Annotated in this window: 20 protein-coding genes; 8 read left to right on the top strand and 12 right to left on the bottom strand. The window is 45.3% G+C overall.

The window, feature by feature from the left end:
- The first annotated feature begins 1 nt into the window (after nt 1).
- Together J9B83_RS02415 and J9B83_RS02410 are read left to right on the top strand one after the other, a co-directional pair.
- Complete coding sequence (locus J9B83_RS02415; RefSeq protein WP_211535136.1) at nt 2-1861, top strand: FAD-binding protein; 1860 nt, start codon at nt 2-4, stop codon at nt 1859-1861.
- 203 nt (nt 1862-2064) lie between these two features.
- A complete protein-coding gene (locus J9B83_RS02410; RefSeq protein WP_211535135.1) occupies nt 2065-2718 on the top strand; it encodes a peroxiredoxin in 654 nt (217 codons plus the stop codon).
- Nucleotides 2719-2917: 199 nt separating this feature from the next.
- Here the strand turns inward: J9B83_RS02410 and J9B83_RS02405 are convergent, their stop codons facing one another.
- From J9B83_RS02405 to arfB, 8 genes are all read right to left on the bottom strand, one after another.
- Nucleotides 2918-3502, bottom strand: a complete 585-nt coding sequence (locus J9B83_RS02405; RefSeq protein ID WP_211535134.1) for a DUF938 domain-containing protein — start codon at nt 3500-3502, stop codon at nt 2918-2920.
- Nucleotides 3499-5169, bottom strand: coding sequence for an amino acid ABC transporter ATP-binding/permease protein (locus J9B83_RS02400; protein WP_211535133.1), 1671 nt, complete (start codon nt 5167-5169; stop codon nt 3499-3501). The genes J9B83_RS02405 and J9B83_RS02400 overlap by 4 nt, the downstream gene beginning before the upstream one ends.
- Nucleotides 5141-6889 (bottom strand): thiol reductant ABC exporter subunit CydD, encoded by a 1749-nt coding sequence (gene cydD, locus J9B83_RS02395; RefSeq protein ID WP_211535132.1) that lies wholly within the window; start codon nt 6887-6889, stop codon nt 5141-5143. Before cydD ends, J9B83_RS02400 begins: the two co-directional genes overlap by 29 nt.
- Nucleotides 6890-6894: 5 nt before the next feature.
- Nucleotides 6895-7005: a cytochrome bd-I oxidase subunit CydX gene (cydX, locus tag J9B83_RS02390; RefSeq protein ID WP_211535131.1), complete on the bottom strand. Its 111-nt coding sequence runs from the start codon at nt 7003-7005 to the stop codon at nt 6895-6897.
- 96 nt (nt 7006-7101) lie between these two features.
- The gene (gene cydB / locus J9B83_RS02385) at nt 7102-8238 is read right to left on the bottom strand and encodes a cytochrome d ubiquinol oxidase subunit II (RefSeq protein WP_211535130.1); all 1137 of its coding nucleotides are present in this window, start codon (nt 8236-8238) and stop codon (nt 7102-7104) included.
- A 1-nt stretch (nt 8239) separates the two neighbouring features.
- The gene (locus tag J9B83_RS02380; protein WP_211535129.1) at nt 8240-9814 is read right to left on the bottom strand and encodes a cytochrome ubiquinol oxidase subunit I; all 1575 of its coding nucleotides are present in this window, start codon (nt 9812-9814) and stop codon (nt 8240-8242) included.
- A gap of 320 nt (nt 9815-10134) precedes the next feature.
- Entirely contained in the window at nt 10135-11412 is a 1278-nt protein-coding gene (locus J9B83_RS02375) for an O-acetylhomoserine aminocarboxypropyltransferase/cysteine synthase family protein (RefSeq protein WP_211535128.1), read from the bottom strand.
- A gap of 128 nt (nt 11413-11540) precedes the next feature.
- Nucleotides 11541-11954: an alternative ribosome rescue aminoacyl-tRNA hydrolase ArfB gene (arfB, locus tag J9B83_RS02370; protein ID WP_211535127.1), complete on the bottom strand. Its 414-nt coding sequence runs from the start codon at nt 11952-11954 to the stop codon at nt 11541-11543.
- Nucleotides 11955-12091: 137 nt separating this feature from the next.
- On the opposite strand from arfB, the gene hisA reads away from it, so the two are divergent.
- The 4 genes from hisA (at nt 12092) to hemG (ending at nt 15687) form a co-directional block, all read left to right on the top strand.
- Nucleotides 12092-12853 (top strand): phosphoribosylformimino-5-aminoimidazole carboxamide ribotide isomerase, encoded by a 762-nt coding sequence (gene hisA / locus J9B83_RS02365; RefSeq protein ID WP_211535126.1) that lies wholly within the window; start codon nt 12092-12094, stop codon nt 12851-12853.
- Between the two features lie 114 nt (nt 12854-12967).
- Nucleotides 12968-13783 (top strand): hypothetical protein, encoded by an 816-nt coding sequence (locus J9B83_RS02360; protein ID WP_211535125.1) that lies wholly within the window; start codon nt 12968-12970, stop codon nt 13781-13783.
- Nucleotides 13784-13981: 198 nt separating this feature from the next.
- Nucleotides 13982-14974 carry a GTPase RsgA gene (gene rsgA / locus J9B83_RS02355; RefSeq protein ID WP_211535124.1) on the top strand — a complete coding sequence of 331 codons (993 nt, stop codon included), beginning with the start codon at nt 13982-13984 and terminating at the stop codon, nt 14972-14974.
- A 185-nt stretch (nt 14975-15159) separates the two neighbouring features.
- On the top strand, nt 15160-15687 hold the full coding sequence (gene hemG / locus J9B83_RS02350; protein WP_211535123.1) for a menaquinone-dependent protoporphyrinogen IX dehydrogenase: 528 nt from the start codon (nt 15160-15162) through the stop codon (nt 15685-15687).
- A gap of 30 nt (nt 15688-15717) precedes the next feature.
- On the opposite strand, the gene mdoH is transcribed toward hemG, so the two are convergent.
- Both mdoH and J9B83_RS02340 read right to left on the bottom strand, forming a co-directional pair.
- Entirely contained in the window at nt 15718-17853 is a 2136-nt protein-coding gene (gene mdoH, locus J9B83_RS02345; RefSeq protein WP_236037072.1) for a glucans biosynthesis glucosyltransferase MdoH, read from the bottom strand.
- A 2-nt stretch (nt 17854-17855) separates the two neighbouring features.
- Nucleotides 17856-19349, bottom strand: a complete 1494-nt coding sequence (locus tag J9B83_RS02340) for a glucan biosynthesis protein G (RefSeq protein ID WP_236037071.1) — start codon at nt 19347-19349, stop codon at nt 17856-17858.
- A gap of 355 nt (nt 19350-19704) precedes the next feature.
- Here J9B83_RS02340 and argC point away from each other — a divergent pair, with 355 nt between their 5' ends.
- Nucleotides 19705-20643 carry an N-acetyl-gamma-glutamyl-phosphate reductase gene (gene argC, locus J9B83_RS02335; protein WP_211535122.1) on the top strand — a complete coding sequence of 313 codons (939 nt, stop codon included), beginning with the start codon at nt 19705-19707 and terminating at the stop codon, nt 20641-20643.
- 69 nt (nt 20644-20712) lie between these two features.
- Here argC and J9B83_RS02330 read toward each other — a convergent pair whose 3' ends face one another.
- On the bottom strand, nt 20713-21540 hold the full coding sequence (locus J9B83_RS02330) for a 5'-nucleotidase, lipoprotein e(P4) family (RefSeq protein WP_211535121.1): 828 nt from the start codon (nt 21538-21540) through the stop codon (nt 20713-20715).
- Between the two features lie 179 nt (nt 21541-21719).
- Here J9B83_RS02330 and J9B83_RS02325 point away from each other — a divergent pair, with 179 nt between their 5' ends.
- Entirely contained in the window at nt 21720-23330 is a 1611-nt protein-coding gene (locus J9B83_RS02325; protein WP_211535120.1) for an NAD(P)/FAD-dependent oxidoreductase, read from the top strand.
- A gap of 158 nt (nt 23331-23488) precedes the next feature.
- On the opposite strand, the gene J9B83_RS02320 is transcribed toward J9B83_RS02325, so the two are convergent.
- Entirely contained in the window at nt 23489-25111 is a 1623-nt protein-coding gene (locus J9B83_RS02320) for a methyl-accepting chemotaxis protein (RefSeq protein WP_211535119.1), read from the bottom strand.
- Nucleotides 25112-25298: the final 187 nt, after the last annotated feature.

Genomic DNA, 25298 nt, shown 5'->3' with positions numbered 1-25298 from the left:
TGTGTCTAAGGAAAATCAAGCTAAACCATCAACATCGGACAATAAAGACGCTATCAATGTCTCTCGTCGTACCTTTTTAGGTGCTGGCGCTGCGGCCGTGAGCGTTACCGCCATAGCGGCAGGCGCTCAAGCCTCTTCGTCTATGGGTGCACCTACTGTGGTCAATCTCCCCTCCGTTAAGGACGATGAGTTCACCAGCGACATCATTGAAACCGATGTCTTGGTTATTGGCAGTGGCATTGCGGGACTGTTTGCCGCAATTAAAGCCCACGATGCCGGTGCCAAGGTCATCATGGTGTCGAAAGGTCGTTTAGGCTCCTCCGGTATGACGCCATTCGGAAAAGGGGTTTTCTCTTACGATAAGAAAAACACTAAAATGAGTGAAGATGATTATCTCAAAAAGGTCGCCACGTCCGCCATTGGCACCAACAACCCTGTATTCACCAAACTCTTGCTAGAGCATTCTTATGATCGAGTTCAAGAACTCAAATCTTGGGGCTTTTTCGACTCACCTTTGTGCTTTGATAGTTTTTCTAAGCCGATGAACGAACGCAAGATACCCATTTTTGAACGCATCATGATGACTCATTTACACAAGGAGCAAGGCCGTGTGGTGGGAGCGTCTGGCTTTAGCGTAGCAGAAAATAAGATTGTGCATTTTTCAGCTAAAAGCGTGATTTTGTGCACTGGCGCTGGGGCATTTAAGCCCAATGGCTTTCCCATGTGCGATCTCACCCATGATGGCTCCATCATGGCCTACAACATTGGTGCCAAAATAACCGGCAAAGAATGGGCAGATGGCCACCCTGCTTCTGCCGCGAATTCCGGTTCAAGTTATGATAATTGGCATGGTCAGGTCGAACAAAAACCCAGTATAGAAGGGGCAGAAATTCGCCATGACCTTGGCGTCGATTTAAATTATAGCGCTTACATGAACGGCGGCCCTGTCAGCATGGGGCCGGGGAGCCCGAGTGAAAAAGAAGCCGTGGTGGTCGGCGGACCTTGGGTTCCAGAAGAATTTAAACGTGTTGGCGGCCCACCCAGTGGTGACAACGGCGGCGATCGCCCTTCTGGCCCTCCTCCAGGAATGGGACAAACATCGGGATTACATGCGATTTGGGCGAAACTAACGGGGCAGAAACAATCCGCACCGCAAGGCCCACCAGGCATGATGGGGGAGTCCGTCGGCGGCTCGACCGCGGGCATGTCCATTCATAAATCCGAAGGTTTGGTGCCCATTGATGCTAACGGCTTATCAACCATTCCAGGATTGTGGGCATCCGGCGACGCGCTAGGCTCCCATCAAACCGGTGGCATTTACACACAAATAGGTTCTTCTATGGCCGGCTCTGCTGTTCAAGGTGCTTTAGCTGGCGAAGCGGCCGCGAAAGCTAGCAAATTAGTAGAATTACTGCCTATTCCCATGGATACCTTAGCGCAGACCAAAACAGATATATTAGCGCCGCTGAAACGCACCAAAGGGTACAAGCCCGCTTGGGTCACGCAGGTGTTACAAAGCGTAATGATTCCTAATTTTGTGCTCTACGTAAAAAAAGAGCGCATGATGGATGCCGCCCTCGCTTATGTAGAGGAGCTGCGTGATCACCATGTGCCTATGTTGGTTGCCTCTGATCGACACCATCTACGCTTAGCTCATGAAACCGCCAACATGGTTATCTCAGCCGAAATGAAAATGAAAGCTTCTATGATGCGCAAAGAGAGCCGCTGCAGTCATTATCGCTTGGATTACCCTGATGTGGATTACGAGAACTGGAACGCTTGGATCACCATTCATCAAAGCGACGATGGAGAAATGATCCTTGAAAAACAATACTGGGACAAATGGCCGAAGTTTTCCTAACGCTCCCCTTCAGTTTACACAACATGATGTGATTCGCGTCGAACTTGCCATTCGTTATTGGCAAAGTTCGACAGCTGATTGCTTCTATCAATGGTACCTATAGGCAAAATGTTATTGAATAACAAATTAGTAAGATCTAATATTTAAGCATTGAGCAAGCAAAGCTTAATGCTTATTTTAGTTTCTTATTAAGGAGTACAGTAATGTCTTTACGTATTAATGATGTCGTTCCAAACCTAGAACTTGAAACAGACCTAGGCACATTCAAATTACACGATTGGATCGGCGACAGCTGGGCGATCTTGTTCAGTCACCCAAAAGACTTTACACCAGTTTGTACAACAGAATTCGGTGCCGTTGCACAGCTGTCTGCAGAGTGGGAAAAACGCGGCACGAAAGTCATCGGTTTGTCTGTTGACGGTGTTGAAGAGCACAAAGAATGGAAAGCGGACATCGAGTCATACTCTGGTGCCAAAGCAGGCTTCCCAATCATCGCGGATGATTCTCTAGCAGTATCGAAAGCGCTAGACATGTTGCCAGCTGATGCTTACCTACCAGACGGCAGCACAGCCGCTGATTCTGCCAGTGTTCGTGTTGTTTTCATCATCAGCCCAGACAAGAAATTGCAATTGTCTATGACTTACCCAATGTCTGTTGGTCGTAACTTTGCAGAAGTATTGCGCGCACTAGACGCACTACAAGCAAGCTACGGTGTACCTGTTGCTATGCCAGCTAACTGGGAATTGGGTCAAGATGTTATCGCTGCCTTGTCTTTGACAGACGAGCAAGCGAAAGAAAAATTCGGTGAAGTGAACACAATTTTGCCTTACCTACGCACAGTTAAGCTACCAGCTTAATACCATTACCGAGCTGGCCGTAAAAAAGTCAGCTCCAAATGGTTAGGTGTTCGCCTAGGTGTTGAGTGTGAGTGTTGTGTGTGTGTTTAAGTGTCAACACTTAGGATGACAAGAAGACCAGATGTGATGAGCATCTGGTTTTTTTCGTTTATATCGCTATGGCACTTAACATATGGCACTTAACATATCTTTTTGGCGATTAAATGACTTTCCACACTAGCAAGGTATTGTTGGCAGGCATAGAAATTTTCTCAACCAAAGCCATGCTCCCCGCCCATTCTTCCAATTCCGCCACATCACAAATACCGCCACAGCCTCTTTCTCGCAAGTTTTGATCAAACTCTCGATTGCCTTCACTGGTGTATTCGCCGTTTATATTCATTGGCCCGTATTGGCAAAATATACCGCCTGATGCGAGGTTCTTAGCGATGGTCTGCATCATCAACCTAGCCTCTTCACGCTGCATGATATGAGTTGTATTCGCCGTAAACACAGCATCAATGTCTAAACTAGGCCAATCGTTTTTACCAAAATGAAACTCAAAAGGCGCAACAAGATTACTTAACTTAGCCTCAGCCATCCACGCCAAAATACTGCCGTGATAGTCCAGCATATCGCTGGTATTCCAGGTTAAATGGGGCAAACGTTCAGAAAAATACACCGCATGTTGCCCCGTGCCAGAACCGATTTCGAGCACATTTTTAGCGTCTTTAAAATACAAAGAAAGCTGATCTAAAATCGGTTGCTGATTTCTTTCACAAGATGGGGAAAATTCTTTTGTCATGACAGATCAACCACCTGACAATCATCGCCAAGACGACTGTCTATGTGACTGACCAGTACCAATATGTCTGGTTTGTAGTCATTTTGAAGTGATTTACAGATGGTCTCAATGGTGGCTTTATCAAGCCCATCAAAAGGTTCATCGAGTAATAACACGGGGGCTTTTCTTAACAATAGACGAGCCAACGCTAGCCGTTTGCGTTGTCCACCTGACAGGTTTCGTCCTTGTGAACTCAATAAGGTTTCTAGTGCATTAGGCAAACTTCTCACCCAGTCCGCTAAGGCAACCGCTTCAAGTACAGACCATAGCGCTTCTTCACTGGCGTCTGCCTGACCCATGCGTAAATTCGCAGCAATACTCTGTTGAAAAATATAAGGGAACTGTGGAAGGTAGCTAATGTGCTGCTGATACGCCGCGTTATCGTACAAATCACATTTTACACCGTTAATAACAGCGTCCCCAGAAACCAAACAATCGCCGGCCATAGACGCTAACAATGTGGACTTTCCAGAACCGCTCAAGCCACGAAGCCAAACTTTATCACCAGATTGAATGGTCAAATCTATAGGAGCATTCCCCATACCACTTGAAGCATGAAAACCTCGCCAATGCTCAAAAGACATATGGTTAATGTCGTTTTTACTGTTTGTCGAAAAACGTTTTTCTGAATCTTTTGGCGCTTCGTACAACTGATTGAGTCGACGTAAACCAACGTATGATTGACCTTGTGCTACGAAAGATTGCACAAGAGGCAATACTAATTCGTGAACAGCAAGTAAAGAAAGTATGAAACCGACCATCCAGGTTCCTTGCACACCCTCTAATAAAACCCACTTGCCTGTTTCTGGCTCAATGCTGCTAACAAGATAAAAACTAGAAACAATCAGGCCCATGGTGATGATATATGCCAGTAGCCGCCCTGTACTCACTGCATTTTGTACAAGTAGCTCAGTATGGAGCTGACGCTGGTCTAATTGGCCCAATCGCTTGGCGTAATCTTTCCAGTGCCCTCGTATTGTCAAGGTAACCAGGGCCGAGAACAAACTAACAAAGCGACTACGACGGTGAACACCTAATATCTGTCCAACATGCACTGCATGGCTGGCCACGCGCCCACAAGCATAGGGCACAACCACAAGATGCAACAAAGCAGCGACGGCCATAGGCCAAAGCAATGCTGGTAAAATAAAATAGGCAAACAATGCCACCACAGTATAACTTAACAAGGCGTATATCCACGGTAAAAATACCACTAAAGGCCAGCGAATAATTTGGTCTAGATCGCTCACCAAACGCTGTAATAGGTCACCGCGGGATTGTTCGTATAGGTTTGCAGAATCCTTTGCTACTCGTTGATCCCAAACCCACAATCGCAGCGTTTTCAGTAACCCAAGCAAGTGATTGTGAGAAGAAACTTGTTCACCATAACGCCCTGCCGTACGAAAAATAGACAAACCACGCACAATAGCACCAGGCGTTAAATAATTGAAAAACAGCCCCATGCCAACAGACGTAGCCAAACCAGCAGCGGAAATAAACCAACCGGATACGCCTAACAGAGCCACTCCTGACAAACTTGCGACAACACCCAACACCACCGGGACAACAAAACCCCAAGGGTTAGCGAATAAGAGTTGCTTAAGCGATAGTTTGGTTGTTTTTTTCATGTAAACCTCCCTTGTTTAATGACCAGTGTTTATCAGCCCACAATATGGGGTGAGTATCATGGCTGACAATCAACAAGGTTTTGCCTTTTGATACTTGATTCAAGGTGTTTAGCACGGCATTAGCGGTTTCAGTGTCTAAGCCAGAGCATGGCTCATCAAGCAACCAAACATCTGCCTGGGACAGGAGCGCTCGGGCAATGGAAAGTCTCTGCATTTGCCCACCAGATAACCCTGATCCGAGTTCTGTTAAAGACGTTTCAAGCCCATTTGGCAACGCTTGAATAAAGTCGTCACATTGGCTTTTTCGCAAGGCTTCTTGAAGTACATCATCGCTTGGGGCTTCAATTCCTAATAATAAGTTCCGTTTAATGCTTCCGTTCACCCATTCAGGTGACTGAGGTAGCCAAGCAAGTTTAGTTCGCCACTCCGCTAAGTTACGTTCTGAAAACGGACGGCCTTCGATGTAAAACTCACCTTGATAGGCCTCTTCAAAACCCAGTAAAAGATGCAATAAACTGGATTTACCTACGCCAGATTCGCCACTTAACCACACTCGTTCACCTTTAAACACATCTAATGATATTGGTGCCAAACGATGTCGACCTGATTCTAACCAACCCACTTGTCGCAGGCTTAAAAAGGCTTGTTTGTTGATGTCTGCTGATAGGTTTGAGTCAGGCGCTGATGCTTTTGCTGTACTTTGAACCGTATTGAGAATTTCTAACAAATCCGTGGCGGCCGCTTCGGCTTTTTGTTTGGCGTGGTAATCGTTACCAAGCTGGCGAAGCGGTAGATAAAATTCTGGGGCTAATAATAATAAAAACATAGCCTGAGTTAAGGTGACCGGTGAGCTGCCCTGCTGCCAAGGCAGAGATTCTATCAAACCAAGCCCCAAATACAGCGCGATCATAGCAATCGATAGGGAAGCAAATAACTCCAATGTTGCCGTAGATAAAAAGGCCAACACCAACACACCCATGGTGGTCTTTTGATACGATTCCGCACTGTAGGACAAACGGTCACGTGCTTCATCGGTTCGGCTTAAGCGCTTTAACTCCGCCAAGCCTTGGCTCAAATCCATAAATTGGTTAGACAGCATAGCCAACACGCTAAACTGCCGGCGATTTGCCTGCGCGGCTTTGTGACCGACAAAAATCATAAATACGATTACCAAAGGCGCCGTAAGCATGAAAACAAAAAAAGCAATCCAAGAAATGGAGACAACAGACAAGAGAATAACGCAGGGGATAAGCGTCACCATAAACACTTGCGGTTTATAACGACTGAAAAAATCGTCTAACGCATCGACTTGCTCGTAAACACGCGTAGAGAGTGCAGCATCTTCATCAATTCGTAATCGAGCAGGACCCAATTCGGTCAAATGAGACACCAATTTACGACGCAAGCCGTAACGAATGTCACGGCTTGCGCTGGTGCAAATACGCTCTCGACCAAAATTGGCCAGAGCGCGTAACAAGATAGCAAATAAACCTATAACCAAAAGTGACAAGGAAAAGGACTGGTGTAGTGCCATGTCTGAAAACACATTGGCAAGCGCCCAAGCCTGAAGCACTAAAGACACCGCAAACAACACACCAAAGCCTTGGGCTAATCGATATTTGGATGATTGTTGATTGGACAAACCATCCAGAAAAACGACTTCTGGTGTTTTAAAACGACTTGCTTTCGATGGCTTTTTGGCTTCCTTGTTTTTGGACATTGAGTTTACTGTTGCTCCTCTTCACCTTCATAACCGTTTACGTCTAACCATAAAGCATTAACAATGCCAAATGAACAGGCTAACAATACACCTAGAATCCAAGCAAAATACCACATACTTCTTCCTCCAAGATAGAGCCCCTTATGAGCTCTATCTAATTTTTATCTTCAAACTAACAATATCGAATAAAAACTAAACTAAACAACAACAGACTAGTACAAAGAATGATTATTCTCTTCGATGTGTTTCTTAGTTAAACGTCCGTACATCACAAAGTAGTTCCATAATGTATAAGTCAAAACGATTGGAACGAAGATACAAACTACAACAAACATGATCATTAAGGTGTTATAGCTTGATGTTGCATCCCACATAGTCAAACTCATGCTTGGGAAAGTTGAAGAAGGCATCAAGAACGGGAACATAGAACCACCCGCCGTTACTATAATGCCGGCAAGACCCAAAGATGAGAACAAGAAAGACAAACCACCTTTTCTCATTACCGCAGTCAATGCCGCTACCAACATACCAGCGATACCCACAATAGGCGCCAAAATAAGCAGAGGGTATTTGTCGTAGTTAGCCAACCAAGCACCCGCTTGCACTTCCGCTGTTTTCATCAAGGGCGTTGTTACAGCGTTACCATCGATAACACTTGTTAATACATAACCATCAATACCGTATGCCAACCAAACACCAGCAAGAATGAACAACACAGCCGCTAGAGCACCAGTGATCGCTGTCGCACGGCTTGCTTTATCAAGCAATTCTGCGTCTGTTTTCATTTGCAGCCAAGCGCCACCTTGGGTCATTATCATCAGCAAGCTCACCAGACCACACAAAATTGCAAAAGGGTTTAGTAGTGCAAAGAAAGACCCTGTGTAGGTAGCACGTAAGTACTGGTCAAACTCAAATGGTACACCTTGCAAAAGGTTACCGAACGCCACACCAAAAATGATCGGTGGCACAGCAGAACCAAATGTAATACCCCAATCCCAATTGTTACGCCATTTTGTACCTTCTAATTTAGAGCGGTAGTCAAAGCCGATTGGACGGAAGAACAACGCCGCCAACACCAACAACATCGCAAAATAAAAACCTGAGAAAGCGGTAGCATAAACCACAGGCCAAGCAGCAAATAAGGCGCCGCCAGCCGTGATAAACCATACTTGGTTGCCATCCCAGTGAGGAGCAATTGAGTTGATCATGATACGGCGCTCATTATCAGTGCCGCCAATCACTCTGAGCAAACTGCCCACACCCATATCAAAACCATCTGTGACAGCGAAGCCGATAAGTAGGACCCCCATTAGGCCCCACCAAATGACTTTTAATAGTTCGTAATCCATTTTATACCTCCTGCTTCAACTGAGCAGTTTCTTGTTCAAGGGCGTAACGACCAGTATGCAAACTAGAAGGACCTTGCTTCGCGAAGCGAATCATCAAGTACATTTCAGCAATCAAGAAGGCTGTGTACAAGGCAGCAAAGCCTGCAAGGCTGATCCAAATTTCAGTAGCCGTTAAGCTAGAGACAGCCACGTGAACCGGGAGTATTTCACCAATCGCCCATGGTTGACGACCAAACTCAGCCACGAACCAACCTGCTTCGTTCGCAATCCAAGGAAGTGGCAAGCACAACACGATGAATTTAAGGAACATAGGATTCTTACCAATGCGACGACGCGCGTTTTGGTAAAAGGCCGCAGCAAACACAACCAACATCAAGAAACCACAGCCCACCATAATACGGAAAGCGAAGAACAAAGGCGCCACTTTCGGAATGGAGTATTCAACCGCTTGGTCAATCTGTTCTGATGTAACTTTGTTAATATCTTCGTTGAACGCTGTTACTAACAAGCCGTAACCAAGATCGTCTTTTACCTTTTCAAAGTTAGATTTTACCAGCGGATCAGTTGAACCATTACGCAGCTTCTCAAGTAACTGGTTTGCATAGATACCGTTGATAATACGCTGACGATTATGCTCTTTAAGCTCTTGGATACCAGGAACTTCTGTATCAAGAGAACGGGTAGCAATTAAGCCCATTAGGCCAGGGATCTTAATGGCGTATTCGTTTTCTTCAAGTTCTTGATTCGGGAAGGCGATCAAGGTGAAATCCGCAGGGGCTTCTTGTGTTTCCCATTCTGCTTCAATCGCAGCCAATTTCACTCTTTGTACTTCACCAAGCTCGTAACCAGATTCATCGCCCAAAAGGATAACGCTCAACACTGAAGCCAAACCGAATGCAGATGCAATCGCAAAAGAACGACGTGCAAAAGCAAGATCACGACCTTTCAATAGGTAGTAGCTTGAAATCACAAGAACGAACATGGCACCCGTTGTGTAACCGGCAGAAACAGTGTGAACAAACTTCACTTGAGCGACTGGGTTGAAGATCAAGGCACCAAAATCAACCAATTCCATTCTCATGGTTTCGTAATTGAATTCTGACCCTACTGGATTTTGCATCCAACCGTTGGCGATCAATATCCACAATGCTGACAAATTAGAGCCAATTGCTACGCCCCATGTCACCATTAAGTGTTTAACCTTGCTTAAACGGTCCCAGCCAAAGAAGAACAAACCAACAAGCGTTGATTCAAGGAAGAAAGCCATCAAACCTTCGATAGCCAAAGGCGCACCAAAGATATCGCCTACATAGTGAGAGTAATATGACCAGTTTGTTCCGAACTGGAACTCCATAGTCAAACCTGTTGTTACGCCAAGCGCAAAGTTAATACCAAACAGCTTACCCCAAAACTTAACCATGTCTTTGTAGACTTGCTTACCAGTAATCACATAGACAGATTCCATGATCGCTAGTAAAAAAGCCATCCCTAATGTCAAAGGGACAAACAAGTAATGGTACAGAGCAGTGAAAGCAAACTGAAAGCGCGATAATTCCACTACAGCTTCGTTAATCATATGATTTCAACCCATTCATTTAGCTGAGAAAAAGACGTCTGCAGACACTTCCTTGCAGGGTGTTCTTATTATCTAACGTCCACCGTAGCCCCAAACGATTTTGAGGCTTACTATAAGGAGACATTATCAGTCTAGACGCATCTTAAAACATTGCGTTAGATCAAGATAAAGAGAGTGAAAGAAATATGTATATAATAAATTCTTATAATCCTTACCCAAGCGCCTTCCGTAGGAATATATCCCAAAAAAAAGGAGCCAATATTTAGGCTCCTTTTCTCTTAAAACATGCTTTAAATAAGTTGAATATTTAACTAATTAAATCAAACAGTTACTTTGTCTAAAGCCTGACTGATATCGGCAATAATGTCTTCAATGTTCTCAATGCCCACCGAAATGCGCACTAGGTCACGACTCACACCAGCATTGGCTAATTCTTCATCGTTAAGCTGACGATGCGTGGTAGACGCTGGGTGACAAGCCAAAGATTTTGCATCTCCAATATTGACGAGACGCAGCACCATTTGTAAGGCATCGATGAATTGTGTACCCGCTTCCAAACCACCCTGTATCCCAAAGCTCAACACACCAGAGGCTTTTCCGCTGGTAATGCGCTTACTCATTGCATTGTACTTGTTACCAGGCAAAGCAGCATAATTCACCCAGTTTACTTTTTCATGATTATTCAGAAACTCGGCTAACGCTTCTGCATTAGAACAATGACGCTCCATGCGTAGGCCCAATGTTTCCAAACCTTGCATGATTAAGAACGCACTATGAGGAGACAGTGCCGAGCCCGTATTACGCAACGGCACAACACGACAACGACCAATATACGCCGCTTCGCCCAATGCTTCTGTGTAAACCACATCATGGTAAGACGGATCAGGCTCGTTCAACATCGGAAAACGTGTTTTGTTTGCCACCCAATCAAACTTACCCGAATCCACAATGGCGCCACCCACTGTGGTGCCGTGACCACCAATGTATTTGGTTAGAGAGTGAACAACAATGTGCGCACCCAACTCAAATGGACGACACAAAAACGGCGTGGCAACCGTATTATCAACAATCAACGGAATGCCATGTTTGTTTGCAATGGCAGCCAAAGCTTCAATATCGACAATATTGCCTGCTGGATTTCCGATCGACTCACAAAAAATTGCCTTTGTATTCTCATCAATAGCCGCCTCGAACCCAGCAAAGTCATCCGCTGATACCATGCGCGTTTCAATACCTCGACGAGGAAAGCTATGGGCAAATAGATTATAAGTACCGCCATACAACTGGCTGGTACTGACAATGTTCGAACCTACTTCACAAATGCACTCAATCGCGTAGGTAATTGCCGACATACCCGACGCTACCGCCAAAGCCGCAATACCGCCTTCCATGGCCGCAATACGCTGCTCTAATACGTCATTGGTTGGGTTCATAATGCGAGTATAGATATTCCCCTTTACTTTTAGGTCGAACAAATCCGCACCATGTTGAGTGTCGTCAAAAGTATAAGACGTGGTTTGGTAAATAGGCACAGCCGCAGATTTAGTAGTACTTTCTGATGTGTAGCCATGATGCAATGCAAGAGATTCTAATTTCATTATGATTAAACCTACCGAGTTATGTTTATGATGGATAAATATGATGAAAAATGGAGCGTTCTTGCCCAAGTTTAATAAAAGGGCATGCCCAGTAAAAGCAAGAATAGCTCATCTTGTGAAGCGAGATTTTAATCCCAATTTCGGCGCCTGAGGCTTTTAATTTGACCTTTTTGCTTTTTCTGCTCTACGCGCTTTTTTTGCGATGAGCGAGTAGGTTTGGTCGGGCGACGAGCTTTTTGTACCTGTCTTGCCTCAAGAATCAGCGCCTTCAGTCGAGCCAAGGCGTCTTCCCTATTCAATTCTTGGGTTCTGTGCTGTTGAGCTTTCAGCACAATATCACCGTCTTTTGTCAACCTTGAATCATTCAACGCCAACAAACGCTCCTTATAAAATTCAGGCAAAGATGACGCCGCCACGTTAAATCTTAGATGAATAGCAGAAGACACTTTATTAACGTTTTGACCGCCTGCTCCTTGCGCTCGAATGGCCGTTAATTCTATTTCGTGATCTGGTATCCCCACAGCGAGAGTAATTTGCAACATGATAAAAGCAACATGGTTGGTTGTAAGGAAAAGAATTTAGCAATTGTAACAGGCTTATTAAAGGATTGCTTTGGCACATCGTTTCTGGGTAGATTATCGGTTACAATCGCATTTTTCATCACTGATAGGAGTTTTTTGTGACCCATTTTCGCCCTTGTATCGACCTTCACCAAGGCAAAGTAAAGCAAATTGTAGGAGGTAGTCTAAATGACAAAGGTGCCACAGAAAATTTTATCAGCGAATACAATGCCGAGCATTACGCGCGAATGTATCAAGAGCATAACTTGCTTGGTGGCCATGTCATCGCCCTTGGCAAAGGCAACCACGAAGAAGCTTTAAACGCCCTACGCGCCTATCCAGATGGCCTTCAGTTTGGTGGTGGTGTTAATCAAAGAAATGCTGCGGATTATTTAAAAGCGGGAGCATCCCACGTTATTGTCACCTCATACTTATTCGAAAAGGGTGAGTTCTCCTGGGACAGATTAGACAAAATAAAACGCGAAACCGGCACCGACCGATTAGTGCTAGACCTAAGCTGCCGTCGCACCAAAGACGGCTGGTATATCGCCACTGACCGGTGGCAAACCATCACTTCTACTCAAGTCAATCAAGAAAACCTCATTGAACTGGCGAATCACTGTGATGAGTTTCTTATTCACGCCGCTGATGTGGAAGGCTTGCAAGCCGGTATCGATGAAGACCTCGTCCGTTTGCTTGGGCAGGGATGCCCGGTGGCCGTCACCTACGCTGGTGGCGCACGCTCATTAGCAGACCTAAAACGTGTCAACGAATTATCCGCTGGCAAGGTAGACCTCACTATCGGCAGCGCATTAGACATATTCGGTGGCCAAGGGGTCACATTAGACGAATGCATTTTGTGGAATCAGTCACAAGCCTGATTGATTTACCTGAACAAGAGAGGTCGTATCTTACGTCACCTCTCTTCACTCGACATATTTTCTGCCATACCGCATACTTAAACACTATTTTTGTCTATCCTTTAGGATTGTTACATGTCCACATTTCGTACTGGCCTTATACTTGCCTCATTACTTTTGAGTGCGTGCACCATGCCAATTTTACAAGACGCTAAGAACAACCAAGAACTGAATAATACTGCTCAACCTTCGGTATCCAACCAAATCGACAACTTGCCCATCGATAAAACCCCTGACCAAACAGCAAAGGATCTAAAGCAACCACAAAACAAAGATGCTGATCCTGTCACCTCCGCCGCTGAACCCGTTACGGCAGACACTGGCGACACCCTAGCTATCGAGCAAGCACAATTAGAAGACAACATACAAAGAGCTACCAGCAATTTTGTTGAATTAAAACAACGTACTGGCAGTGCTCCCGACGTACCCAGTATCTTTACCCCACAACCAGATAGCGCGACAAGTCTAGACGATTCGCTACAAGAGCTGCGTACCTACATCAGTAAAACCAACACCGCATTGGCGGTTCTCGACGCCAGAGTAGAAGATCGTCAAAACATAGGGGCTAACGGCGATATCATTCGGATTTTTGTCTCAGAAGCTATCGTCAATCATGGTCAATCTTCCTTTGAGGCGCAACCTATCGTCGGCCAATGGGTTCGAGGCGAAAGCCGCGTCATCCGCTTAAAAGACAACATACTATTTGAAAATCCAAAATCAGAAGACCTTCAAATTGCGTTTTCTGAGACCTATCAACTGATCGTCAATGGCCAGGTTATTTCCATCGTCAACCCAGACAAAGAGAAAAATAACGCCGAATTCAGTGTCTCGACCCAACAAAATGGCAAAATCACCGGCTCGCTGGACTACCGTATTATAGAGAGTAAATAAACCAATATTACATAGGTCATATTTGTGTTTGTCGGTTCCTTACACTGTGCTAATCTCGCCAAGCATCACCCATGACAAGAGTCTCAACTCGAAGGGGGTGTATTTTTGGCTAGAGCGTAGTCTCATTACGCTCAGTCGTTTTCTTTGAGGCAATTTGCTTCTTTTTTACGATAGCGGTATTCGCTTGGGGTAATAGCAATGGATTCCACGTTCACTTTATTGGACCTAGGCTGGCAAGCCTACTTTCAACAACAGTTATCATTGGATGATTTAGAGTCTAACCATATTGCGCGCATTTGCTCGCTCCAACAACACTCTGATACAGAGTTACAATACGAGCTGGCCAGCGAACAGTTTTTTTTCACCCTAACGCATCAAGCTGATATGCCCAGTATGCTGGTGGGGGATTGGGTTATTGTCGATTCTGAACATCGTTTTATTCGCTGTTTAGAATCCAGTTCTGTTTTCAACGACATTGCCGCCAATATAGATACCGTGTTCTTAATGTGCTCACTCGGTGAAGATTTTAATCTGGGCCTTATTAAGCGCTATTTAGAATTAACCCACGAAGCGCAAGCCGATGCTGTTGTCGTACTGACCAAAGCAGACGTTTGCAACGATGCCGTCGAAAAGCGCATCCAAGTAGAAAAGCTTGATCCAGTATTAATTGTCGAAACAGTCAACGCTCTCGACCCTGAAAGCCTTCGCGTCTTGTCTCCATTATTGAAAAAAGGCAAAACCATAGCCCTACTTGGTGCGGTTGGTTCAGGTAAATCGGCACTGATCAATACCTTGATACAAACTTCCACAGAGGGCCAAATTCCGCGTGCTATCGGCAATTCAGGCACCCTAAAAATCTTGCCGTCTGGTGCTATCCTACTCGACACTCAAGGCATGCGAGAATTGCAACTGGCGGAGTTTGACAGCAGCGCCATCGCCAGTTTCGCCGACATCATCACCCTAGAAAAACAATGCCGTTTCAGCGATTGCCGACATGACGGCGAACCTGGCTGCGCCATTAAAGCCGCCGTGGCCGCCAACACACTGGACGAACAACGTGTGGCCGATTTCTTATTGCTGCGCAATGAAGACCAAGACGACGAACAGATCGTAAAGTCCAAACCTCAAGAAAAATTCTATCGCAGTGCTCAATCAGACATTCGAGCCAGAAAGCACAGCTCAGCAGAATAAACAGTCAAAACTCACAAAAAGAGACCGATAGCATCTATCGGTCGCTTTTTATATCGCTAAATTGATAATAAACAAGAACCCCCTCTCCTCGCCTTTACTCTTACTCTAGGAGTGTTTATAACAAGGCATCGAAAATATTGATTTATTTTATCTTTCCATTACAGAGGCAGTTTTTCTGAATCATCATGTCTAATATTCTCCTGATCTACTCGACGACAGACGGCCATACCATCAAGATCACACAATCCATGAAAGCCACCATGGAAAAGCAAGGTCATACGGCCACACTCGTCCCAGTTGAAGAAACCAACGCCGACACTCTAAACAAGGCCGATAAAGTCGTTATTGGTGCCAGCATTCGTTATGGAAAGCATCAAAAAGTCGTCGCTGACTTTATCAGTCAACATAAAACGGTATTAGAAAGTAAACCCAGCGCTTTTTACACAGTGAACTTGGTCGCTAGAAAACCTGAAAAATGCCAACCCGACACCAACCCTTATATTATTAAGTTCCTCACTCAATTAGAGTGGACGCCGAGTTTACAAGGGGTGTTTGCGGGTCGATTGAATTACAAAAAATACGGTTTTCTCGACCGCAATATGATCCGCTTTATTATGTGGATGACAAAGGGGCCAACCGACCCAAGTACAGACCAAGAATTCACCAACTGGGACAGCGTTGATGAATTCGCTCAAGCTTTCTGCAAGCTTTAATCGGCTTTTATAAGTGACTTTCCACGACCATTAGGTCGCGGAAAGTGGTGTAGGAAGGTACTTTTCCATCTGTGTCATCAAAGCACGGTGCTGCAAAATAGCCACACACTCTTCTTCTCGAAGATGTTGCAATAAGTCATCCATGGTGTGGCTATGTTGAATTTGCCATTCCGCGCAAATCCACGCACGACAGAAGGCCTTGTCGGTTTTGTCTTCTGGCATTTGTGCAAGATGCCAATAAAAGAAATTCGCCTCAGAAGTCAGACGCTCGAGTGAAGACAATTCTCGATCAAAACCCAGATCACTCTGCTTAGCTTCATAATCGGCCTGTAACAAGATAATCGAATGGGGACGCTTTTCTTCTGGTGCTCGCATTAAACCAAGATGGTGAATCACATTACCACGCTTGGCTCCGCCACTCATCCATGACAAAGGAATCGACAACATCAAGCCCACGCTGATTGGCAGTGACCAATAAAATAGCTCTTTACTCAAAAACAAGGCACCCGCCGCTAACCCCACACCCAACAAGGTATGGCTGAAATGCGCTCTTGCCGCGACCTTCCAAGACGTTGCACCATCATCACGGGATTGGGGTTTCCAACCACTGTCACGACCTTTAAGCACGTCGTAAACCACTTGAAATTGAGACAACATTAAAATCGGCGCATACAAAGCCGACAACAAGGTTTCCACCAAGGTGCTTAAAGTAAGCAGTATTGGCCCACCAAATTGTTTGCAACGCTTTATATTAACCAACGCCGACAACCAGCCATAAGCCTTTGGTGCCAATACTAAGGCCATGGATAAAACAAACAAGGAGCGCGCTTTTTCAAAATCAAACACAGGCCAAGTCGGAAACAATGAAGGATTGGCAAAATATTCAGGACGCACAAAATACGCCTGCACCGCCAAGGCAAACCCCACCACAATGAGCAATAACCAAAACACCGCACTCAAATAAGACATGATGCCAGACATCAAATGCAAGCGTGTGGCAAAGTGAAAGCCATCGGCAAACACAAAGGCTTTGTGCTGTAGATTGCCCTGACACCAACGACGGTCGCGCACAATCACATCCACCAACGACGGCGGCGCTTCCTCGTATGAAGCACTCAGATCCGTATCAAAACGCACGCCCCAACCGGCTCGACGTAACAGAGCCGCTTCCATAAAGTCGTGACTCATCACATGACCGCCAAAAGGCGCTTTGCCTTTTAACATCGGCAAACCACAAGCCTCAGCAAAAGCACGCGTACGAATAATGGCGTTATGCCCCCAAAAATTCGACGAATAACCGTGCCACGCCGCCAATCCAGACGCATAAATAGGCCCAAAACAGTGATTGGCAAATTGCTGAATTCGGCTATACAAGGTATTGGCACGAATGATCGTTGGTAAGGTTTGGATCAACCCCAAACCTGGTTCTGCAGCCATACGTCGCGTTAACGACACCAAACAGTCAGCGCCCATCAAGCTGTCTGCATCCAACACAATCATGCACTCGTAATCAGCACCAAAGTTGGTTACCCACTCAGCGATGTTTCCTGCCTTACGCTCAGCGTTATTGTAACGGCGACGATAATAAACTGGACACGCACCATCGTCGTTTAACAACAATGAAAACGCCTGTTCCTCGGCTATCCACGCATCGGCTTTATTAGTGTCACTGAGAATGAAAAACGCGAATTTACCCGATGCGGTTTGAATCAATTCGTCCTGCATGGCTTGAATATTGGCACGAATGCGCAAAGGGTCTTCGTTATAAACCGGCAATAAAATCGCCGTCACGCCGTCTACATCTTGCTCTTTTCGACGCGCGGCGAACGGTGATAATTGAAAAACAAGCCCTAAAGTCGCTTGAGAAAAAGCAAACGAAATCCAAGTAAAGTTAATGCAAAACAACACCAAAAACGCCCACTGCAAACCAGCAATGGCATTGGTGTTTAACACATCGTACATTTCCGTCGCGCCAAACCAAGAAAGCCCCAAGGTACAGACCATCACGAACAGACGTGACAAAAACGTCGTCAGTGCAAACGATTGCAGCCTTGGCTTTCGAGCTTGAGCCACCTCATTGACCTTGTGTCTTGGCATTTCCAAAGGCGATGATTTGGGTAAGGCTCGTTTGATCATGGGTGTTTTTTTCGTATCCGTTAACAACATGCCTATTCCTTAATCCAGCGGTACAGCCAAGTGGGCGCCACGGCAACATCGTCTTTTTTGAGCTGCACTCTTAGCTCAGACAGATCCGCGTCTTGCGGATCAAACGTCACATAAACTCGCACGCCTTTGTTGTGCGGGTTTTTATCAATCCAAGCGTCTAGGATCTCGCCATTACTGATGCTCGCATGCACGTTCAGCTCTTTGATGTTCACATCGGGTAATTTATTAAAATCAATCACCACTTCTGGTGTGGTGGTAAACAACTTATGGCCTTGAGCACTTCGAACCGTCCGTGGAAAATCCAGAGACACAGGCGTGTCGTTTGACCATGTCATTAGATATTGAAACTCATAGGTTTCGCCTTTTTTCAGCCCTTCTTTCGGCTGCCAATAAGCCACAATATTGTCGTTGGTTTCGGCGGCTGACGGAATTTCAACCAACTCAACGTGCCCTTCCCCCCAATCGTTCAAGGGCTTAATCCAAGCCGAGGGGCGCGTATGGTAATTGGCTTCTAAATCCTGATAATCCTCAAACATTCGATGACGCTGGATCAAACCAAAGCCCTTGGGCGAGGCGTCACTGAAGGCGCTGATCTCTAAATTGTTAGGGTTGTTCAATGGTCGCCAAAGCATTTCGTCTTTGCCCGTTAAAATCTGCAGCCCTTCTGAATCGTGAACCGCCGGACGGTAATCTGGCACATCCGACTTATCCATGGTGCCATTGTGCATAAACATTGAGGTTAATGGGGCAATCCCGACGTGCTTAACATCTACTCGAGGGAACAAGGTGGTTTTCACGTCCATACGGGTGGGTTTTCCTGGGTAAATACCAAAACGATACGCACCCGTCACACTTTTACTGTCCAGCAAAGCATGCACCACGATGGCATCTTGACTGGAAGACGGACGCTCAATCCAAAACTTAGTGAACATAGGAAACTCTTCGCCTTTCGGCTGGGCGACGTCCACCGCCAACCCTCGGGCAGACAAGCCATAAGACTGACCTTTAGACACAGCACGAAAATAGCTCGCCCCCTGAAACACCACAAACTCGTCGTTTACCTCCGGAGTATTCATCGGATAATGTAAACGCAGACCTGCGTACTTGCCCACCTGCGCAATCAACTCGCTGATTTCAGGAGTGGGCGTATTAAAGGAATCAGACGATACCGACAAAGGAAATGCACGACCGCTTTCTACCACATCAATAGACACCAAATCTTTAAACAAAAACCCTGGCGCAAACATCTGCACAGAAAAACGCGTTGGCGTGTTGCCCCAAACCGCTTGGTTTTGCTGAAAATTGATCTGGCGATAAGTCGAGTAATCCATGTCGTTTAAGGCTTGCGGGGCTTTATCAACGGGTTTCATCGGAGAATTGGCCAACTCTTTCGCTAAATCCACCACAGTTTGATGAGAAAAAACATAGCCCTTCGCATCAACATTGGGCTCTTTCGCCTGAACATGAGCCCAAGCTCCAAGCAACAGAGATAGCATTATAAATCGCCCTAGCCTTAGAGCTAACAGCGAGTGATAACAAGGCAAATACATAAATACTTTCAAAGACTTCCTCTCTTTGTTCATACTGACTCTTGAATAAAAAACCAGACAATATTGTCAATTATTGCTGAATATCATATCTGTTACAGTGAGCGAAATTAACGCAGCAAAGTTGGAGGAATGCTTAAACATTAAGGAGAGATGGTGAGGAAAAAGTGACAAATCTCACTGCCTTTATCGTGTTTTTTGACCGCAGAAAGCCCATCGAACTATTCACCTGTTGTCTGATGCAGTAAACTGGTTACCTTTAAAATATGCTCCACAACCGCTGATTTACGTAAGGAATCCCTCTGTGAAAAAAGTATTTATTGATGGCGAAACAGGCACCACAGGACTTCAAGTAAGAGAACGCCTGATTCATCACCCAGACATTGAAGTCATCAGTATTGACCCAGCGAAAAAGCGCGATGTGGAAGAAAAACGTCGTCTGATGAAAGAAGCCGACGTCACCGTACTTTGCTTACCTGACGACGCCGCCAAAGACAGCGTTGTCTTAGCCAAAGAAGAAAACTGCCGCGTACTAGACGCGAGCTCGGTTCACCGCGTTGCGAATGGCTGGGTATACGGTTTGCCGGAACTGGATGTAACGCAGCGGGATAAAATCAAAGACGCACAGTTCGTATCCAACCCAGGCTGTTATCCAACAGGGGTGGTTTTGTTGCTCAAGCCCTTGGTCGAAGCAGGCCTCTTACCCGCCAATGGCGACTATTCGATCAATGCTGTGTCTGGTTACAGCGGTGGCGGTAACGCGTTAATTGACCGCTACGAAAGCGACAACAAGGCGCCAATTTTTGGGGCGTATGGTTTGTCTTTTAACCACAAACATTTGCCAGAAATGAAGGTATGGGCAGGCTTAAGCAAAACGCCTATTTTTGTGCCAAGCGTGGGTAACTTCCGTCAAGGTATGTTGACCTTTTTGCCAATACATTTGAAAGGCGACACCACCATGGCGCAATTACACGCCAAACTGGTAGAAATTTACGCCAACGATACCTTCGTTACCGTGAACGATTTGAACCTGGTAGCCGACAACGCCGCGCCTTTCTTAACGCCGCACGATCTAGAAAACACCAACCAAGTCGAACTTTCCGTGCTAAGCGAACCGGGCAATCAATCCGGCATCTTGGTGGCAAAATTAGACAACTTAGGAAAAGGTGCCTCTGGTGCTGCCGTGCAAAACCTCAACATCATGTTGGGCTTTGCTGAAGACATCGCCGTCAACTTGCGTTAACCGTGCGTTTTTACATCTACACGACGCGTCATACTAATCGCGTCGTGTAGATGTCACCTTAAAAACGACTTATTTGGCAGGCCGCCACACATTCAGTGAATCTTTGCGCATTTGATTTTTCTCTGCCGCCGATGCCCCCCAATTTCCGTTATACAGCTTGCCTTCCCAGTCGCCATAGCCAGGGTTTGGTAACATAATAAATTGTGTTCCAAACAGTGCTTTGTTTTTCTCCACGGCTGCATCGCTTTCTGCTGACCCTTTGGTACGAAAATCATTCGAGAAATCGTTCAGGTTATCGCCCATCAGCAAGGCAATGTCATAGTTCTCGGCTACCTGCTGACGACGCGGCTCTTTATTGCTGGTCGAAGTGTTCAGTAATAGGTGCGCATCGTCGACGTTTGGAAAACCTAAGTTGTGTAGGTTTTTACGCGTGCCTTCTAAGCCCGATGCTTTTCGATTAGTGATGTAAAAAACCTCACCGCCTTGACTGGCAACGTACGCCAAAAACTCGCTCGCTCCCGGCATAGCTTTGGCTTCCGCCGCGTCCATCCACTCTCCCCAAGTTTTGCTCGAATAACCAAAATCTTTACCGATCAACCACGCTTGATAAGCACTGTTATCAATCACAGTTTCGTCGGCGTCAACGATCACAGCTAAGGGCTTGTTCCCTTTATACTGACGGGAAAACGCATCAAACTGTAACTTGGCCAGGTTAAACGCCTGATAAGACAAAGCTTTGTATTCCGCCGACGCTTGCATCCATACGGTTGCCATTACCAGCTGTTCATTCAACTCTTGAGTCGAATATTCCGCCTGATTAGCGTGCGCAGAAAAAGACACGCTGCCCGCAAGCAACGCTGATGAAAGCACCAAGGTACGAAACCCAATCGAAAACATGCAGAACCCCTTATTGATAATAATCAAAATACTGTATTTGAATAAAAAGCAGATCAGCGGCAAAAAATACACGCTAAGAGAAAATCCAGCAAGCTGGCATTTGAAAACAGCTTTTTGACCGAAAATATCGTATTATCCAGCCCATCGCCATTAACCCAGCATTCGACTTATTGATTCCTATGATACGACTTTCCAACATCCAACTTCCTCTTGACCACAATGCCGATGCCATCGAACAGGCTATTTTATCCTTGCTCACTATTTCGTCCGAGCAATTAGTTCACTTCAATGTGTTCCGCCGTGGTTACGATGCCCGCAAAAAAACTAATATCAATTTGATTTACACGCTGGATGTCACCACGACTTGTGACAACGCTTTACTGGCAAAATTTGCAGATCACCAGCAAATTAAAGTTACACCGGATTTAAACTATCACCCAGTAGCGCAGGCGCCCGCAACACTAACCGAACGCCCTATTGTCATCGGTTTTGGCCCTTGCGGCTTATTGGCGGCTTTGGTGTTGGCGCAAATGGGCTATAAACCGATTGTATTAGAGCGCGGTAAAGAAGTGCGCGAACGTACCAAGGACACCTTTGGTTTTTGGCGTAAAAAAATACTCAATACCGAGTCCAACGTGCAATTTGGCGAAGGTGGTGCAGGGACGTTTTCTGACGGCAAACTCTACAGTCAAGTCAAAGACCCCAAACAGTACAGTCGTAAAGTGCTCAACGAATTTGTCGCGGCCGGTGCACCAGATGAAATTATGTACGTCAGCAAACCCCATATAGGCACTTTTAAACTGGTTGCCATGGTGGAAAGAATGCGCGCACAAATCATCGAACTGGGCGGAGAAATTCGCTTTAGCTGTCGTGTGGATGATCTGCACATAGAAGATGGGCAAATCACCGGCGTCACTTTGGCAGACGGTGAACAATTGCATTCCAAACACATCGCCATTGCCATCGGTCACAGTGCCCGTGATACGTTTGAAATGATCCATAAAAAAGGCGTTCATATTGAAGCCAAGCCTTTTTCCGTAGGCTTTCGTATCGAACATGAACAATCGGCCATCGACAAAGCCCGTTTTGGCCCCAATGCAGGCAATGAAATATTAGGCGCCGCCGATTACAAGCTGGTTCATCATTGTAAAAATGGTCGTTCTGTTTACAGTTTCTGCATGTGCCCTGGTGGCACAGTAGTCGCAGCGACATCAGAAGAGCATCGCGTGGTGACCAATGGCATGAGTCAATATTCCCGTAACGAGCGTAACGCCAACAGCGCCATCGTGGTTGGCATTGATCCGTCGGATTACCCTGGTGGACCATTGGCCGGTATTGAGTTTCAGCGAGAATTAGAAAGCTTGGCGTACGTGATGGGTGGCAGCAATTACGATGCCCCAGCGCAAACCGTTGGTGCTTTCTTACGCAACGAAACCCCAGCGCAACTGGGTACGGTCGAACCTTCATTCAAACCAGGCATCAAGCTCACCAACTTAGCCGATGCCCTACCGGATTTTTGTATCGAAGCGATCCGCGAAGCCATTCCCGCGTTTAACCGCAAAATTAAAGGCTTTGCCTTCGATGATGCCTTACTAACAGGCGTTGAAACTCGCACCTCTGCACCGATCAACATCACCCGTGATCGCGACAGCTACGAAAGCATCAACACCAAGGGCCTCTACCCAGCAGGCGAAGGCGCTGGCTACGCTGGCGGCATCATGTCTGCGGCCATCGACGGTATCAAAATCGCTGAAGCCATGGCATTGAGCATGAACCAACAAAACGCTTGACCGCCATACCCATAATCACAGGTCATAAATTGCAATACTTGCTTTAATAATTGACTTATTCTCGACCGCTACTGAACTAAAAAAGCCATAACACTTATCTCTATAAACGTTATGGCTTTTTACTATTAGGCCAGTACTTTTAACACCAACGCCTGATTTTATAACTTAAACTGTAACACCACGCTGTTTAAGTTTTCAGCCAGCCTTGCTAAATCACGGCTTGAGTCGCGGGTCTGTTTAGCGCCCTCATTAGACTGAATGGCCAAATCTTTCACGGTTGCTAAGTTAGTATCTACTTCTTTTGCAACATGAGACTGCTGTTCTGCCGCTGATGCAATGCTGAGATTTTGTTGATAAATCTGCGTGATTGCTGAGTTAATCAATTGAATGGCATTACCCGCTTCATTAGCAACAGAAAGCGTGTCACTGGCTTGCTCCTCAGAATCGGTAATCGCTTTGACCGTTTTATCGGTCTCCTCTTGAATGGCACCGATCATGATTTCAATTTTCTTCGTCGATTCTTGAGTACGATGCGCTAAAGTCCTAACCTCATCCGCTACTACCGCAAAGCCTCTGCCAGTTTCTCCTGCTCGAGCAGCTTCGATAGCAGCATTCAAAGCCAGTAAATTTGTTTGGTCAGCAATGTCTCTAATCACATCCAATACGGTTGAAATATCTTTCACTTTCAAGACTAAAGAATTAACACCGTTCGAGCTCAATTGAATGTCATTAACAAGCTCTTTAATGGTTGCCAATGTTTGCTCAACTTTCGCATGACCGAGCTTCGATTCTTGGTTCGCTATATCAGAATTATTAGACGCACTTTGTGCATTAATCGCCACCAATTCAATCGACGAGCTCATTTCCGTCACTGCGGTAAAAGCCATGTTTAATTGCTGATTCTGGTGTTCAATATTAATGGTTGACTCAGCAGTAATGACACTGAGCTCTTCCGAAGTAGCGGCAAGCTGATCCGATGAACTGCTGATCTCAGTAAGAATACGATTAAGATTCCCTTGCATTGTTAACAATGAATCTATCATCTGAGAGGCTTCATCTGAACCACTGTTGTCTATATTAGTGGTTAAATCGCCTTTTGACATGCGCTTTGCGAAAGCCACTACCTGATAAATAGGACGTGTAATACTTTTGGTAAAAAACCAACCAACAACAATACTCAGTAGCAAAGACAATGACACAACCGTCATTATTGAAGTAATACTTTGCTGATAAATCGTTGCGGCTTTTTCTTTGCTTTCTAGAGCATAAACATATTGCTGATCTTTTACTTTTTCTATTGAAACCTGAAACTGATCAGACAGCTTTTTAGACGTATTTACTCGAAACAAGATAGCTTCAGACAAATTTCCAGTGTCTATCAGAGATTTTATTTTTTCGACACTGTCCATGTATTCATTAAAATAGTAATTGGATGACGCTAACGTCTCTTTCATCGAAGAAGACAGTTTAAGCTGATCCATTTTACGATAGATTTCTACTATTTTCTTTGAACCATCTTCAATAGATTGAATCACTTTTTGATTTTTTAATAGTGAATTTTCATTCAATAGTATTAATAGATCGGATTTTATTTTTAAAAACGATATCAGTAAATCATTAGACTCAACAATCGATTCAACCCTAGTATCTGTTATTTCAACCGTTTCATTGAACAATCCTTTGATTTGAACATATCCAAAAACACCTAAAAAGAGATTCACAGCGACTGTAATCGAAAATACAAAAGCGGCTCGCTTCCCAATGTTTATTGATCTCAACATATTCATACCCACAATAATCAAGTTCTAACAAATGCATTATCATTAGAACCAAAAGATGCGAATGGTTTTTGTCTCACCTAAAGCTTTCGCCTTAAATACAAAACATCTAAGGAAGATGCGAATAAGTCCCGCGCATGAGACAATTCATTTTTAACCTTCGAGCCTGACCATGTCACATCAACTCACT

The organism is Marinomonas vulgaris, from assembly GCF_018145875.1.
In the GTDB taxonomy this organism is placed as follows: Bacteria; Pseudomonadota; Gammaproteobacteria; order Pseudomonadales; family Marinomonadaceae; genus Marinomonas; species Marinomonas vulgaris.
This window is presented reverse-complemented; position numbering and strand designations above follow the sequence as displayed.